Genomic DNA, 15,122 nt, shown 5'->3' on the forward strand with positions numbered 1-15,122 from the left:
CATAGCACCGCTTTTATTCATGCATGCGCGAAGCCAGGGATCACCAACATGACCGCCTCTAACGGCCTTACCTATAAGGACTCCGGTGTCGATATCGATGCCGGGAATGACCTTGTCGAACGAATCAAACCGCTTGCAAAAGCAACCACCCGCTCCGGTGTTGCCGGCGGTCTTGGCGGTTTCGGTGCCCTTTTTGATCTGAAGGCCGCCGGATATAACGATCCGGTTCTGGTATCCTGCACCGATGGTGTCGGCACCAAGCTGAAAGTCGCCTTCCTGGCCGACAAGCACGACACGGTCGGCATCGACCTGGTCGCCATGAGCGTCAATGACCTTGTCGTTCAGGGCGCAGAACCGCTTCTGTTCCTTGATTACTTCGCAACCGGCAAGCTGTCGGTCGATAACGCCGCAAGCGTCGTCGCCGGTATTGCCGAGGGCTGCAAACAGGCTGGCTGTGCATTGATCGGTGGCGAAACCGCCGAAATGCCAGGCATGTATGCCGACGGCGAATATGATCTCGCCGGTTTTGCGGTTGGTGCTGCCGAACGCGGTGAACTGCTTGATGGCACCAATGTTGAAGAAGGCGACGTCATCCTGGGTCTTGCCTCCAGCGGTGTGCATTCCAACGGCTACTCGCTGGTCCGCAAGGTTGTCGAAACCGCCAGTCTTGAATATGCCGATGACGCTCCGTTCGCACCAGGCAAAACCGTTGGCGAAGCGCTGCTTGAACCGACCAAGGTGTATGTCAAAAGCTGCCTTGCTGCCCACAAGGCCGGCATGGTCAAGGCGCTGGCCCACATTACCGGTGGCGGCCTGACTGAAAACGTCCCGCGCGTTCTGCCCGAAAACCTCACCGCTGTCTTTGATGCCAGCTGCTGGGAATATCTGCCGGTATTTAAATGGCTGTCCAAACAGGGCGGCATTCCGGCGATGGAAATGGCCCGCACCTTTAACTGCGGTATTGGCATGTGCGTCGTTGTTCCGGCCGACAAGGCGGACGAAGCCGAAGCCCTCCTGCGCGAGCACGGCGAAACCGTCAGCCAGATCGGCGTTATCGGCCCGCGCGCCGGTGATGGCCCGCAGGTCGTGATCAAAAACATGGCCCGTACATGGGACAAGTAAGCAACGGCAAGAAGCTAAAGCTCGCCGTTCTGATCTCAGGCGGCGGGTCAAACCTGCAAGCCATCCTTGATGCCTGCAAGACGCCCGGCTACCCGGCTGAAATCGTGCTGGTCTTTTCCAACCAGCTGGATGCGGGCGGGCTTGAACGCGGCCGTAAGGCTGGCATCCGGTCTGAGGCGATCTCGCACAAGGGCTATCCGGGCGGACGCGAAGCCTATGACAACGCCGTAAGTGCCCTGATCGAGGAAAGCGGTGCGGATCTTGTCGTTCTCGCCGGTTATCTGCGTCTCGTCAGTGAAAGCTTCGTCACCCGCTGGAAAGACAAGCTGATCAACATCCACCCGTCGCTGCTGCCAAGCTTCAAGGGGCTTGGTGTCCATCAGGCGGCCCTCGATGCCGGGGTGAAGTTCGCGGGCTGTACCGTGCATTATGTCGTGCCCGAAGTTGATAGCGGCCCGATCATTGCCCAGGCCGTGGTTCCGGTCCTGCCCGGCGATGATGCCGGCAAACTCGCCCAGCGTATCCTGCGTCAGGAACACCGCATCTACCCGCAGGTCATCCGCTGGATCGCCGAAGGCCGCGTCTCGGTCGATGCCAAGGGCATTGTCACCATCGAAGATGCCCCGCCAGCCGACTTTGCTGAAATCAACCCGGCGCTCGAGCCCGGATGAAAGAACCTTTGGCGCTGGCTGCGCAAGTTGCTTAACGCATGAAACGGCGGGTCATCACATATGACCCGCCGTTTAATTACTTTGCTGTCAGCTCAGGAAATGGAACCCCGACCATTTAAAGACGACAAGCTGTCAGCCTAAACGGTAAGATTCATAACGTGGACAAACGAAGAGCATACTGACAACGAAAAGATATAATAATTATTTCTTCGTCAGATTGGGAGAAAAGTCGATCTTGGCCCCTACAGCAGTGTTATTCGAATTTACAAACTTGCAATCCGATGCCGTCGGTTTCTTTTGTGCGCTATAATATTTCGAGGCCATCCAGCTGAACTTCATGTCCGCGGAACAACCCTTGTAAGGCGCGGTATTGATTGTCGTACAATCGACACCACCTTCGCCACACCCCCAACCTAGAGCTGCCGAAAAATCACTACCCACAACAGCCTGGCATTGCGCCTTAGACGAAACAAGGTAACTGCAGCTGCCTTTCGCCGGAGCTGTTGTCGTGCAACTTATGGTGCCTGCTTCGCCCTCAACAACGTAAAGGGTCTGCCCAGCATATGAATTTCTAACTTTACCGGCCAAATTCTTATCGTCGCCATTGCATTTTATTGGAACCCAGGCTGAACCAGAAGTTGTATCGGTTTGATACAATACAAATGACTGAATGTTCGCAGGCATCGCCGCCACGGCCCTCATACCTGGCCCGGTGGGATACGTTGCCTGATAAGTTTGTGTCGGCGAGGCTTCATACCCATATAAAGCGGCAATAGAGGAGGACGTGAGGTTCTTAATTGTGAACGGTATTTGGGTTGGCAATGCTTGGAGTGTAGCACTGACCTTACTCTCCGACGGCTTAAATCCTTTTTTCGGCGGCGTGCTTTGCGGAGTTGCATCAGACATTGTACAATCATAGTTGGCATCACCATACAAAAGTGAAAGTAATGCCGCCTGTGGCCTTGGCACAAGATAGTCGAGCGGTGTCTGGTAATAGGTATCATAGGACGGCCAGTTAAAGCTGTTCGACGGATAACTGGATGTCAACCAATTCGTATGAACATCATAACCTGTACGCTGAGCGGCAAAGACCCCCCACCATTCTTCATCCCAGAAACCGCTCGCAGACAGCCCCCCGCCGCTTGCGCTGCCGACATCATGGTCCCAGACATGACTAGGTTTGCTTTTCCACCATTCGTCACTGTAGGAAAAGTAATACAAGCCGTTGAAGAAGGGATAAGATGTCACCGCATTGAAGTTGACACATAGTTGGTCCATTGCGAGACGTTCATATTCCGCCTTTTCAACACCTCTTGGACATGAATCCTTGCATTTAGGCCAACCTGCTTTTCCCGGTGGGTCATGCTGCACACTCAAGGCTCCATATTCTGTCACCAGCAAGGGTTTCGCTGTAATTGATGGGTTAAGGCCTTTCAAGATTTCCACATATGTCTGATAGACCGCACCATAATTATCCTTCTGTTTATAACTACTCACTGGATATAGATTGACCCCCCAAAAGTCGACGACTGAATCATATACCTGCTTTTGCTGCATCGGTCCTGGTTTAGCTTCGCATGCGGATTTACTGGTAGGGTTGGAAATTGGGCAAATTTCACCGCTAGACGCCTGAAGAGCTAATCCGACAATTTTGTTGTCAAAATTTGGATCTTTATGGATTTGATTTGTCAACGAATTGACTAATTTCCAATAGTCGCCACTAAGCGGATCAGAATTTCTCCATCGCCCATTATTTGATTCGTTTAATAATGCAAACCCCATCACAGCTGGATGGTTGGGATAGCGGGCACCAATTGACTTCAAATTGTTTTTCATGAAGTTACGACGATTTTCGTACCCCATAGCGCCGCCCGATGGAGTTGGCGGGAAAATAGTGCCGATGGCACCCGGCGCTGAAACACCAATCAGAACATAAATGGGGTCCCTTCCCTTATTCCATAACTCATCGAGAAATTCTCTATGTGACCACAGGTCACCGCAGCCTTCAGCAGTTTCATTCTTAAGGCACTTTTGGGACATACCCCAGAAATCGTCACACTGCGTTTTTGATCCTCTATCTTCGCTACAGTAATTATAATTGGCAGTAAGATTGGCATGCGTTGGCGCATGTTCCCAAAATCCGTAAACGCGGACGGTGTTAATGTTCATTTCTCGCATGATTGGGATGTCTCTCATGAAAACAGTCCGCCACGCGTCATGGTATGTATCAACCATGGTACTGCCGTCACTAGACCCGATGGGTACTGGCTCGTAGGCGATACCGTTACCAAAAAAACTGTTGCCATTCAGTTGTATGGTCTGACCACTTACCGTCCAGTCACTTGTCTGTGAGACACTTGTCGGTGAGGCACTGACGTATGTTGCGTTGGCCATCAGAGACAAAGCCACGCCAAACAGAAACAGATAAGACTGCTGAGAAAGTCGTTTTATACCCACCATCTCTATCCCTCTCCTGCTTCGGAAGACGGTCATTTCAGACGCACACCGAAAACGTAAAAACAGCCACCGGAAAATACATTTAAGGTTGAATTGTATACTAACAAACTCTCCTATACAAGACAGTTAACAGCATGAAGATGTCCCAGACCAGAAGTCATTCGCGATGATGAGCCACGGGCTTTCGGGGACCTTCCTGCCCTATGGCTGCAAATCCAGCATCCAATAACCCCTTAGGATCAAACCTTAAGCCCCAAATGTGTGAAGTCGGTCAAATGTCTAATATCTCTGATTAATCTTGCACTTGCCCCGGCTCAACCCAGTGGATATACATTGGAAAAGTCCCAATGCGCAGGAGGCAAATTTGCAGGGTAACGACTACGAACTCACCGAAACCCATGTCAGCATTTATCACGGCTACACCAACTTCGTGAAATGGGGCACCATCTCCATCATTGCGCTGCTGGTCCTGATGGCGATCTTCCTTCTGTGATCTGCCGATTGGCATTGATCCCTAGGGCCAGGACCCATTAATTTGATTTGAATGGCAGACGTTATATTTGTGAAATCCTAGGAAAAGTCCGCCGGTCGGGCTGTTATCCCGGCCAAGGGGTTTGACGCCGGAGTTTGCAAATATAACGTCTGTCCTTCGGATTGACCGGATTTGCACGGTCTACTTTGTCGCAAAACCTTGAAAGATAAATATCTTCCTACGGCTTTGCTCCGCGTATCCGCACAAATCTGGTCAACCATCTAAACCAAATTAATGGGTCCTGGCCCTAGCCCAAAGCTGCCGTTTATCGGCAGCTTTTTTTGTGCTTACAGCGTGTCTGTCTGATGGGTAACAACGTTAAACCCCTCCTCCACGCTTGGCGGGACAAAGGCCGCATTGATCTGATGGAACTGCGCGTCACTGGCAGCAAACTGATGGCTGCCCGCCCGGTTGCGGATGCGAAGACGGTTGATGCAAACCTCATCTTCAAGATCGAGATAATGCAAAACATGATCGGCCCCGGCATCCTCAAGCACACCGCGCATCCAGCGGCGCAGACCAACCGTATTGGCCGGAAAATCCAGCACCACCGATAATCCGGCCCGCAGCAACATCGCCACATGCGGCCCCATCACACCGCGCAACCTGTCTGATACCCGGACATAATCGGCAACCGATCGCATCTGATCGCCAAACAGGGTTGATAACCACTCATCCTCGGCAATCAAAACCGTGCCGGGTTTGCGCGCCAGTTCGGCGGCAAGGGTTGATTTGCCCGCGGCAATCTTGCCACACAACATATGCAGCGTGCCGGTCTTTGTGCCGTTTTGCGGCATCAAAACCCGGTCGGTTTGGGTTAACTCTGATAAGGGCTTGGTCATCTCTGTCTCCCGTAATGTGCGAACTTGGTCTGGCCGGGAGACAGCCATAAAAAAACCCGCCTCGCCGGCGGGTGGGTCTCATTTGGTCAAAACGTCGCTACCCCGCCACTCTATGAGAGGCGGTAAAAATAACGGTATTCATCTGTGCAACGACGTTTTCCATCCCCAAACCATGCCACGCACGTGCCTACTTGTCCAGCGTCAGAACACGGCAAGACGCCGCATATCGCATCGCACAACCGGATAAGTCAATAATTCTTATTCACCCATAAGTTATTTAGGGCTATCATTTTTTGTATCGCCTTGCGCGATATCCGGCCGACAAAAGCAAACAGATAACCGGCGCGGAACATCATGATCCGCAATCAGGGAGGAAACCCATGCAAGGAAGTGATTATGACGAAGGCCTGGTGCATCACCACGAAGAAGGTTGGCACCACTGGACGAAATTCATGCTCTGGAGTGTGGTCTCGATCGCCGTGCTCCTGCTGTTGATGGCCGGCTTTCTGATCGACTGATCCCCGCGCGAGACCACAACAGACCCAAACAAAAAACGCCCCGCACTTTGCGGGGCGTTTTTGCTTCCGGAAGAACCGGAGAACTTCAGGGTCAGGACCTGCTAATTTGGCAGTAATGGCAGTCTTTATATCTGTAAAATTCAAGGAAAAGCCCGCCGGGCGGGGCGGCACCCCGCACAAGGGGTTTGACGTCGAAGTTTGCAGATATAAAGACTGTCCAGAGGATCAACCAGATTTGCACGACCTAGCTTTGTCGCAAAAACTTGAAAGATATTATCTTCCTGCGGTTTTGCTCCGCGTATTCGCACAAATCTGATTGACCATTTCGGTCAAATTAGCAGGTCCTGACCCTGTTAGCTTAGCCGACGATTTCGGTCTGAGCGAAGAAATATGCAATCTCGATTGCAGCGTTTTCGAGCGAGTCCGAACCGTGGACCGAGTTCGCTTCGATGGATTCTGCAAACTGTTTGCGGATGGTGCCTTCCTCGGCATTCGCCGGGTTGGTTGCGCCCATTACTTCGCGGTACTTAACGACGGCATCTTCGCCTTCGAGAACCTGAACAACAACCGGGCCAGAGACCATGAAGTCTACCAGTTCACCGAAGAACGAACGTTCTTTGTGAACTGCATAGAAACCTTCAGCCTGAGCGCGGGTCAAAGCGACGCGCTTCTGTGCGACAATGCGCAGGCCAGCTTCTTCGATGACGGCGTTGATTTTGCCAGTCAGGTTGCGGCGCGTTGCGTCCGGCTTGATGATCGAAAGAGTGCGTTCGACAGCCATTGGTTTCACCTAAGCTTTGTAAAAATTCGTTACCCCCAAAGAGGACCCCACTGAGTCCCCCGAGCACAAAGGGCCTGCGGAAGATAAAGGCGGCACCAAAGACCACCCTTATCATCCACAGACCCGAAGGTTGGCGCTATATAAACGGGGTTGGATCGCAACGCAACACATAGTTCTACCGCTGCAAAGCAGACCTGCAGCCGTTGCATTCACCCGTTTCGACTGTAAAAAGCCCCCAAAAGGCATGAAACTGCGGTTCCCGGCTGTTTTGGCACCGTCCTGTCACCGAAATCACAGCTGCGATGACAATTTGAAGAATCCTTGCGTCAAACACGCTCCTGCCCTATTGAAAGCACAGAAATCCTTGCGATTCCCCCGATTACGAACCGAAAACGACCCGATACCGGCGAAAGACATCATGCTGCAAATATCCGATCTGACCTACCGCATTGGCGGCCGCATCATTCTTGATCAGGTCAATCTGACCATCCCGGACGGGCACAAGGTCGGCCTGATTGGCCGCAATGGCGCGGGGAAATCGACCCTGCTCAAACTGATCTCGGGCGAATTGCCGGGCGATGGCGGTGATATCCGCCTGGCCAAACGCGCCCGCATGGGTGTCGTCGCCCAGGAAGCCCCGGCTGGCGAACGCTCGCTGATCGAAACCGTGCTGGCGGCAGACACCGAACGCGCAAGCCTTTTGGAAGAAGCCGAAACCACCACCGACCCGCACCGCATTGCCGAGGTCCACACACGTCTGGCCGATATCGACGCCCACACGGCTGAGGCCCGCGCGGCATCGATCCTGTCCGGTCTTGGTTTTGACGCGGATGCCCAGCAACGCCCCTGTGATGATTTCTCGGGGGGCTGGCGCATGCGTGTCGCCCTGGCCGCGACCCTGTTCCTGCGCCCCGATCTACTGCTACTTGACGAGCCGACCAACCACCTTGATCTCGAAGCCACCATCTGGCTTGAAAACTATCTGATCAATTATCCCGGCACGATCATCCTGATCAGTCACGACCGCGATCTTTTGAACAGGGCTGTCAAAACCATCGCCCATCTGCATGATGGCACGGTGACCCTTTATGGCGGCAACTACGACAAATTCGCCAAAACGCGCCGCGAACAGATGGAGCTGGCTTCCAAGCATTATGAAAAGCAGATCGCCCAGCAAAAGCATCTGCAATCCTTCATCGACCGCTTCCGTGCCAAGGCCAGCAAGGCCAAGCAGGCACAAAGCCGTGTCAAAATGCTTGAAAAGATGGGCCCGGCCATCCCGGTGGTCGAGGATCGTGGCATCAGCTTTGACTTCCCAAGCCCCAAGGAACTGCCGCCGCCCCTGATTAACATTCACGATGGCGATGTCGGCTATGAAGAAGGCAAACCGATCCTGCACAATATCAGCCTGCGCATTGATATGGATGACCGCATCGCGCTTCTGGGTGCCAACGGTAACGGCAAGTCGACACTGGCAAAGCTGCTTTCGGACCGCCTGCAACTGATGTCAGGGGAAAAGGCCGCATCCAGCAAACTGCGCATCGGCTATTTCGCCCAGCACCAGACGGATGAGCTGCGCGGTGATGAAACGCCCTATCAGCACATGGCATCCCTCATGCCCAACGTCATCGAAAGCAAGGTCCGCGCCCAGCTGGGTCGCTTTGCCTTCGAAGGCGATAAGGGCGACACCAAGGTCAAGGACCTCTCGGGTGGTGAAAAGGCGCGCTTGCTGTTTGCCCTGATGACGCTCGATGCCCCGCATATGCTCATCCTCGATGAGCCGACCAACCACCTTGATATCGACAGCCGCGATGCGCTCAACCATGCGCTCAATGCCTATGAAGGTGCTGTGATCATCATCAGCCACGATCCCTATCTGATCGAAGCCTGTGCGGATCGCCTGGTTCTGGTCGCGGATGGCACGGTCAAGGCGTTTGACGGCGACGTTGCCGAATATCGCCAGTACCTTCTGGATCGTGCTCGCATGGAACGTCGCGCGAATAAAGGCGACGATGCGGGCAAACCGGCCAAACGCGACCGCAAGGCCGAACGCCAGCAGGCGGCTGAAAAGCGTAAAGTCGCCGCCCCGGTCAAACGCGAAATCGAAAAGCTTGAAAAACAGATGGAAAAGCTTTCCGAACGCAAAGCCGCCATCGAAGAAAAAATGGCCGACCCGACCCTTTACGAAGACGCCAACGCCCAAAAGCTCTCGGATATCCAGCTCGAACTCGGCAAACTCGAAAACGACCTTGCCATGATCGAACAGAAATGGATGGACAAGCAGGAAGAATATGACGCGATGGTGGCGTGATCCGCCACCGCCCTCTCAAGCACGCCCCTCTCTTGCAAAAACCGTCATCCCCGCGAAAGCGGGGATCCATCTATGCCGTGCCGAAAAACGCCATTTTCACACCCTCTTCCTCGTCATATCCCCGAAGGCCGAAACCCACCTCCGCCGAAAAAGGGGACAGTCCCCTTTTTCTGAATAGCAGCCAAACTTCCCAAAAACTTAGCCCACAAAGAAACTTTACAGGCAAGAGCCCTGCAAAAGTGAGGCTGCATAAAATCACTTTTAACCGCCAACAAATCAACCTTTAGTTAAAATGCATATTTCTAATACAAAAAATCTGAATTATACTCCTAAGCCAAGAACAGCCTCTCATTTTGACACCAATTCAACCGAAAACAGGCGAGGTGCTTCATGGTTAGTCAAGACACAAATCTAAATACTGATATGAATCAAGACGATGAACTAGGCGATTCGGGTTGGGGACCTTCTCGCTTATTTCAAGGTGTCGATGCGTTCACTGAAAAGGCGAAAGGAAATGCCGCCGTTCAAGGTAAAGAAACAACCGGGAATAACAGCGACACCAAAGCTGAGTACAAATTAACGACGTCTATTTCCGAGTTCGAACAGTCAATTGACATATCAGCAGAATTGGCCGTGGCGAACCTGTTGGGAACGTCCTCGCTAAGCGCGAAAGTTCAGTTTGCCAGCGAATTGAAGCTGACCGAAAAAAGCGTTGTAGTGCTCGTAAACTTTTATAAATCCACTAGATATTCAGCAAAGAATATAAAACTTAGCGGTGGCGTGATTCCTCTGCCCTCTCCCGCAAACAAAAAAGATCTTATTAACTTTTTTGACAACTATGGAAACAAGTTTGTATCGCAAATAAGCAAAGGCGGGCAATACATTGCGGCATACGTTTTCCAGTCTACTTCCCGCGAAGAGCAAAACAAGATTGCTGCTGAACTTAATGCGAGCGGCATCACCTCCGGGGCAAAAGTCGACGCCAAAACCACCGCAACCATCGAAACCATCAGAAAACAAACAAACGTATTCAACGAGTTTTCTCAAATATTGATTGGATACCCGGGAATCACCCTACCAACACAACAAGGAGAAATACCAACATTCCTTACAGAAACGCTTCCTCAAGCACCACATGGCGATGCCATTCTCGGCTATTCCTGCGATGATTACTATGAAGTCCCGGGACTAACACGAGACATGTTCAGTCCGATTACCGCCTCATACGACTTATTCAAGAATGAATGTGAGCCAATTTCCCAAAAACTCGTGGCACTAAAATCTGCCGCAAATCGGGTTAAAGAAGTTTATGATACTTATGGCTACACTCTGGATTCCAAGCTGACGGACGCGATAAAAAAAGCGAATACTGCCGAGACAGACCTTCGGAAAGTAGCCGAAGCCATTGCGAAGAACCCGACAAATGACCTGCCAACTCTGCCGGACACATCTATAGTTAAAATCGGACTACCATCAATAAACTTTTCCGGACCCGAATCAAAAACAGCAATAGCGGGAACGTCCACCGGAGGTAACATAATCGCTAATTTCTCACGCAACCAAATATTAGGCGGCGTAGTTTTCGCCGGCGCTCAAGTCAAAGAAACAAATGGCTGTATCATAGAGTTACAATCCTACTATGGTGTGTGGAAAGACAGTGTAATCACGGATGAACACCAAATTGTTCAAGCCAAAGGCGACCCTAACATTACGTGGACCCCTGACACTGTGGACTTTATACCCCCAGGTTATTTTGTAACAAAGCTCAAGGGTTACGCCAGCCCTCCAGACGGAGACCCTTACTGGAGCAACAACGCAGCTGCAGTAGAAATGTGGTTAACCGGTGACGACACATCCCAATCTACCTCACGCGTTGTCGGGAAAGTATCACCCAACAGTGTTGAAGGGGGGACTTGGGAACCCAAAATCGACACCGAAAAAGAAACATACGAGGTCTTTGTCGGTTGGTCTGGCAACTGCGGACTGTTGATTAACCAACTCGGCCCTCAAGTTATGACATTCAGCCCCGCAAAGTGGCATCCGCTCAATTGACGACCGAAAAGGCGAAAAAAAAGGGAGGGGGGGAGCACGGACACGAAATGAGACGGTCCCTTTTCCCGGAATGATGCCGATCTTTATCTTGACAATCACAGTTATCGATGAGGCACCTCATGATCATGACAGCACGAAAACCCGTCAGCGTTGGTGAAATGCTCGTCACCGAGTTCATGGAGCCGATGGAATTGACACAGACCGCCCTGGCAGACGCCATGGGCGTTCCGCGCAAGCATGTGAACGAGCTTTGCAACAACCGTCGCCGGATAACCGTTGATACGGCACTCATTCTGGCCCGTGTTTTTGGTAACAGCGCGGAATTCTGGATCAACACCCAGACCCGCAATGATCTATGGGAAGCCCACAACATCCCGGATCGCCGCAAGCGGATCGAACGCGCCCGCCCGGTCACCTCTCCTGTTGCGGCATAAGCCTGACAGCGACCAAAGCCGCCCGACCTAACGCAAAAAGGACAGTCTCATTGGACTGTCCTTTTTTGTTTGCTCTGCCCTGGAATTATCGCGATCCGTTGGCCTGTTTTTTCTCGGCGCCCTTGCGGAAGCGTTTCTGGCGATACATCTGCTCGTCCGCCAGGGCCAGCAGGGCGGCACTTTCGCGGCTGTCTTTCGGATAGATCGCGTAACCGACACTGGTGCCAACCGTGATGGTCAGGCCACCAAATTCCATCGGGCGCTGCAGGGCGACCTGAATTTTCTGGGCGATCCAGTCCGCTTCCTCATGACTTGCGACTTCTTCGGCGATGACGGCAAACTCGTCGCCGCCAAGACGGGCCACCGTATCGTCGTGGCGCACGGTTTCGCGGATCCGCTCGCCCACCACGCGCAGCACCTTGTCCCCGACTTCGTGACCATGCTGGTCATTGATCGGCTTGAACCCGTCAAGATCGATATACAGCAGCGCGATGGCGTATTCTTCGCTGTCGGCGTGGCCGCAGGCGACGTCAAGCCGGTCTTCAAACAGCAAACGGTTGGGCAATCCGGTCAGGGCATCATGATTGGCCTGACGCCAAAGCGCTTGCGCATTTTCCATATGGCGCGAGATATCCAGCCCCATTTCGACATAATGCACCGCCCCCTCTTCCGGGTCGGCAATCGCACTGATCACGACGTTGGAATAGAAGAACTTGCCATCCTTGCGCCGGTTGCGCACCTCGCCCTCCCAGGTGCCGCTTGCGCGCGCCGACATCAGGATATCATCAAGCTCTTCGGTGTTTTCGCGCTCGGCCCGGACAAAGGCCAATGGCTTGCCAACAGCTTCGTTGGGCAGATAGCCGGTCATGGCGGTAAAGCCCGGATTGACCTTGCGAATGATGCCGTCCGGATCCGTGATCACCACACTGTTTTTCGACACTTCGAGCACACGTTCGGACAACCGCGCCCCGAAACTTGCCACCAGTTGCCGGCGCCGGGTCCAGGAATACGCCGCACTGCCAATCGCGATCAGCAAGATCACCGCAACACTGACAACCGTCAGCATGTTGCGATCCGGGCTCAGCAAAGCCTGATATTGTTCATCCGGCAGGCGCGCGCCGATAAACAGGTTCAGGCGACTGGTCAGGGCAATGTCATTTTCCAGAATGACAGAAATCTTCTGTCCGAAATCCCCGCGCAGCAACAGGTCGGATACCTCAATCCGGGCGACCGTGTAAAAGCCCTGATCGGTGACAAAGCTTGTTTCGCCCGCTTGCATGCGGTCCCAGGCCGGGGCAAATCGATCAGCCAATAGAGCCGGTGTACCAATCAGATCGCTGGCCCAGTTTTCCCCCGGCTCGCCGCCGATAATCCAGTTGCCCTCCTCGTCCGTGACAAAGGCATGTGCGCCATCGCGTTCAAGCGGCCCGATCACTTCGGCCAGCATCGGACTTGCGCGCAGGTTCAAAACCAAAACACCCTGACGGTCGCCAAGGCGATCAAAGACCGGGGATGCCAGCCGGATGACCGGCTTGATCGGTTGTTCGATCTCGCCAAATTCGCGGTTCAGATCAATGCCCGACATGTAAAACGTGCCGCGCGGGGCGCTTGCGGCCAGCTTGAAATAGGATCGGTCTGCCTTGTTCTGCAATTCACCCGCGGGCACGGTATAGGGAATGCCACTGCCGTAATTGACCCGCACCACTTCTTGCCCGTCATGATCAAGATAGCGGATCTGGTCATAAATCCCGCGGCGCAAGGCAAACAGCTCATACTCGCTGGCAAGCTGCGCCCTGTCGGTACGCCCGTCTATGACCGCGTCAAGCTGGGTGCTCTCGGACAGGATCAGCAGATCAGACACCACCACATTGATGCGCTCGCGCATGATGGCAATCGATTTATCCAGCGCAAAGGATTGGTCATCGGCGATCTGCTTGCCCCGGACATTCGCCCGCTCCCAGGCCAGCAACCCGATGACGAGCAGGAACACCGCACTAAGCGGCACAAAACAGGCAAGGAAGGATTTCAGATGACCGAATTTGATCATGGTGCTTTTGGCTTTTCGCTCTTGGGCTTTGGGGCTCTCGCGTTTTTGGGCCCCTGATCGTCGCAAGGATGCGATCCTGTGCACATAGCGCGGGCTGCCAGCAGATCACATATTATGCGGTCGTATGATCCCATACATGCGTTTCCTCCCAGCATTTACAAGACACCGCCTGAAATTTTTCAAATTTTATTATTTTAAATCATATTATTATCATATTTTCATTTATTATAACTATTCCAATAAATGCAAAGAGATTAGCCTATACGTCTTATTAAAATGCTTCAGGGTCCCCTTGGCGTCATCTGACTGCGTCATACCACCCACGGCACCTGCGCCCCAAAACCCGGCACGCCTCCCCGCCTAAATCACACCACCGAAAATCCCACGATCAAATCCGGACGTGCACGCCGGGCGAACACATTCCTCATACAATTTGATTTGCGCGGTTTTGGCACATCGCCATAAAAAAATCCCGCGGGGCGCAAACCCCACGGGATTTTTCATTTATTTTGAATAATCGGCCCGATTATTCAGGAAGTTTGAATACCGGCAGGACCGAGCCTTCATACTTGGTTTCGATGAATTTGCGGACCGCATCATCGTGATAGGATTCAACCAGCGTTTTGACCCACGGCTCATCCTTGCGCGCCGTCTGGGTGACGATCACGTTGGCATACGGGCTGTCATTGCCTTCGATTGCAATCGAATCCTTGATCGGGTTCAGACCGGCTTCGAGCGCATAGTTGGTGTTAATCGCCGACGCATCCAGATCATCAAGCGAACGCGGCAGCTGGGCCGCATCGAGCTCTACAAAGCTGATATCCTTGGGATTTTCGATGACGTCAAGCGGGCTGACGACAAGACCAACCGCCGGATCAACCTTGATCAGACCATGGGACTGCAACACCAGAAGCGCACGGCCGCCATTGGTCGGATCGTTCGGAATGCCGACTTCGGCACCTTCGGGCAGCTCATCAAGGCTTTTGATTTTGTTGGAATAAATGCCCATCGGGGTCAGGATGTTGTACCCAACCACCGACAGCTCATAACCACGGTCCTTGATCTGGTTATCCAAATACGGCACATGCTGGAAACTGTTGGCATCGAGATCGCCATCATCAAGCGCCTGGTTCGGGATAACATAGTCCGAGAAGCTGACCAGTTCGATGTCCAGGCCCTTGGTGGCAGCCACCTTGACGACTTCTTCCATGACTTCTTCATGCGCACCCGGGGTGACGCCGATCTTGATCGCGTCATTGGCCAGTGCCTGGCCGGTCAGGGCCGATGCGAGGACGGCAGCCGCCGTCAGTTTAAAGAAAAACCGCATTGTAAAACTCCTTGTTTTCTTTTGGGTT

The 15,122-nt window shown here is 53.0% G+C and carries 12 protein-coding genes; 7 read left to right on the top strand and 5 right to left on the bottom strand.

Annotated elements, in window-relative coordinates; all coding sequences use genetic code 11:
* Positions 1–48: 48 nt before the first annotated feature.
* On the top strand, positions 49–1,122 hold the full coding sequence (gene purM, locus ACXAIA_RS04450) for a phosphoribosylformylglycinamidine cyclo-ligase (RefSeq protein ID WP_475348300.1): 1,074 nt from the start codon (positions 49–51) through the stop codon (positions 1,120–1,122).
* On the top strand, positions 1,110–1,793 hold the full coding sequence (gene purN / locus ACXAIA_RS04455) for a phosphoribosylglycinamide formyltransferase (protein ID WP_475348301.1): 684 nt from the start codon (positions 1,110–1,112) through the stop codon (positions 1,791–1,793). Before purM ends, purN begins: the two co-directional genes overlap by 13 nt.
* Positions 1,794–1,994: 201 nt before the next feature.
* Here the strand turns inward: purN and ACXAIA_RS04460 are convergent, their stop codons facing one another.
* Positions 1,995–4,253 carry a hypothetical protein gene (locus tag ACXAIA_RS04460; RefSeq protein WP_475348302.1) on the bottom strand — a complete coding sequence of 753 codons (2,259 nt, stop codon included), beginning with the start codon at positions 4,251–4,253 and terminating at the stop codon, positions 1,995–1,997.
* Between the two features lie 361 nt (positions 4,254–4,614).
* On the opposite strand from ACXAIA_RS04460, the gene ACXAIA_RS04465 reads away from it, so the two are divergent.
* Entirely contained in the window at positions 4,615–4,743 is a 129-nt protein-coding gene (locus ACXAIA_RS04465; RefSeq protein WP_197145299.1) for an aa3-type cytochrome c oxidase subunit IV, read from the top strand.
* A 326-nt stretch (positions 4,744–5,069) separates the two neighbouring features.
* On the opposite strand, the gene ACXAIA_RS04470 is transcribed toward ACXAIA_RS04465, so the two are convergent.
* Positions 5,070–5,624: a P-loop nucleotide/nucleoside kinase family protein gene (locus tag ACXAIA_RS04470; RefSeq protein WP_475348303.1), complete on the bottom strand. Its 555-nt coding sequence runs from the start codon at positions 5,622–5,624 to the stop codon at positions 5,070–5,072.
* 380 nt (positions 5,625–6,004) lie between these two features.
* On the opposite strand from ACXAIA_RS04470, the gene ACXAIA_RS04475 reads away from it, so the two are divergent.
* A complete protein-coding gene (locus tag ACXAIA_RS04475; RefSeq protein ID WP_475346455.1) occupies positions 6,005–6,142 on the top strand; it encodes a hypothetical protein in 138 nt (45 codons plus the stop codon).
* A gap of 358 nt (positions 6,143–6,500) precedes the next feature.
* On the opposite strand, the gene ndk is transcribed toward ACXAIA_RS04475, so the two are convergent.
* Entirely contained in the window at positions 6,501–6,923 is a 423-nt protein-coding gene (gene ndk, locus ACXAIA_RS04480; RefSeq protein WP_008891250.1) for a nucleoside-diphosphate kinase, read from the bottom strand.
* Positions 6,924–7,341: 418 nt separating this feature from the next.
* On the opposite strand from ndk, the gene ACXAIA_RS04485 reads away from it, so the two are divergent.
* From ACXAIA_RS04485 to ACXAIA_RS04495, 3 genes are all read left to right on the top strand, one after another.
* Positions 7,342–9,234: an ABC-F family ATP-binding cassette domain-containing protein gene (locus ACXAIA_RS04485; protein WP_475348304.1), complete on the top strand. Its 1,893-nt coding sequence runs from the start codon at positions 7,342–7,344 to the stop codon at positions 9,232–9,234.
* Positions 9,235–9,624: 390 nt separating this feature from the next.
* The gene (locus tag ACXAIA_RS04490; RefSeq protein ID WP_475348305.1) at positions 9,625–11,286 is read left to right on the top strand and encodes an MACPF domain-containing protein; all 1,662 of its coding nucleotides are present in this window, start codon (positions 9,625–9,627) and stop codon (positions 11,284–11,286) included.
* Positions 11,287–11,411: 125 nt separating this feature from the next.
* Complete coding sequence (locus tag ACXAIA_RS04495) at positions 11,412–11,720, top strand: HigA family addiction module antitoxin (RefSeq protein WP_475348306.1); 309 nt, start codon at positions 11,412–11,414, stop codon at positions 11,718–11,720.
* An 85-nt stretch (positions 11,721–11,805) separates the two neighbouring features.
* Here the strand turns inward: ACXAIA_RS04495 and ACXAIA_RS04500 are convergent, their stop codons facing one another.
* Both ACXAIA_RS04500 and ACXAIA_RS04505 read right to left on the bottom strand, forming a co-directional pair.
* Positions 11,806–13,767, bottom strand: a complete 1,962-nt coding sequence (locus ACXAIA_RS04500; protein WP_475348307.1) for a diguanylate cyclase domain-containing protein — start codon at positions 13,765–13,767, stop codon at positions 11,806–11,808.
* Between the two features lie 526 nt (positions 13,768–14,293).
* Positions 14,294–15,094 (bottom strand): MetQ/NlpA family ABC transporter substrate-binding protein, encoded by an 801-nt coding sequence (locus tag ACXAIA_RS04505; RefSeq protein WP_475348308.1) that lies wholly within the window; start codon positions 15,092–15,094, stop codon positions 14,294–14,296.
* Positions 15,095–15,122 lie beyond the last annotated feature (28 nt).

Source organism: Thalassospira sp. ABL2_045 (assembly GCF_056161285.1).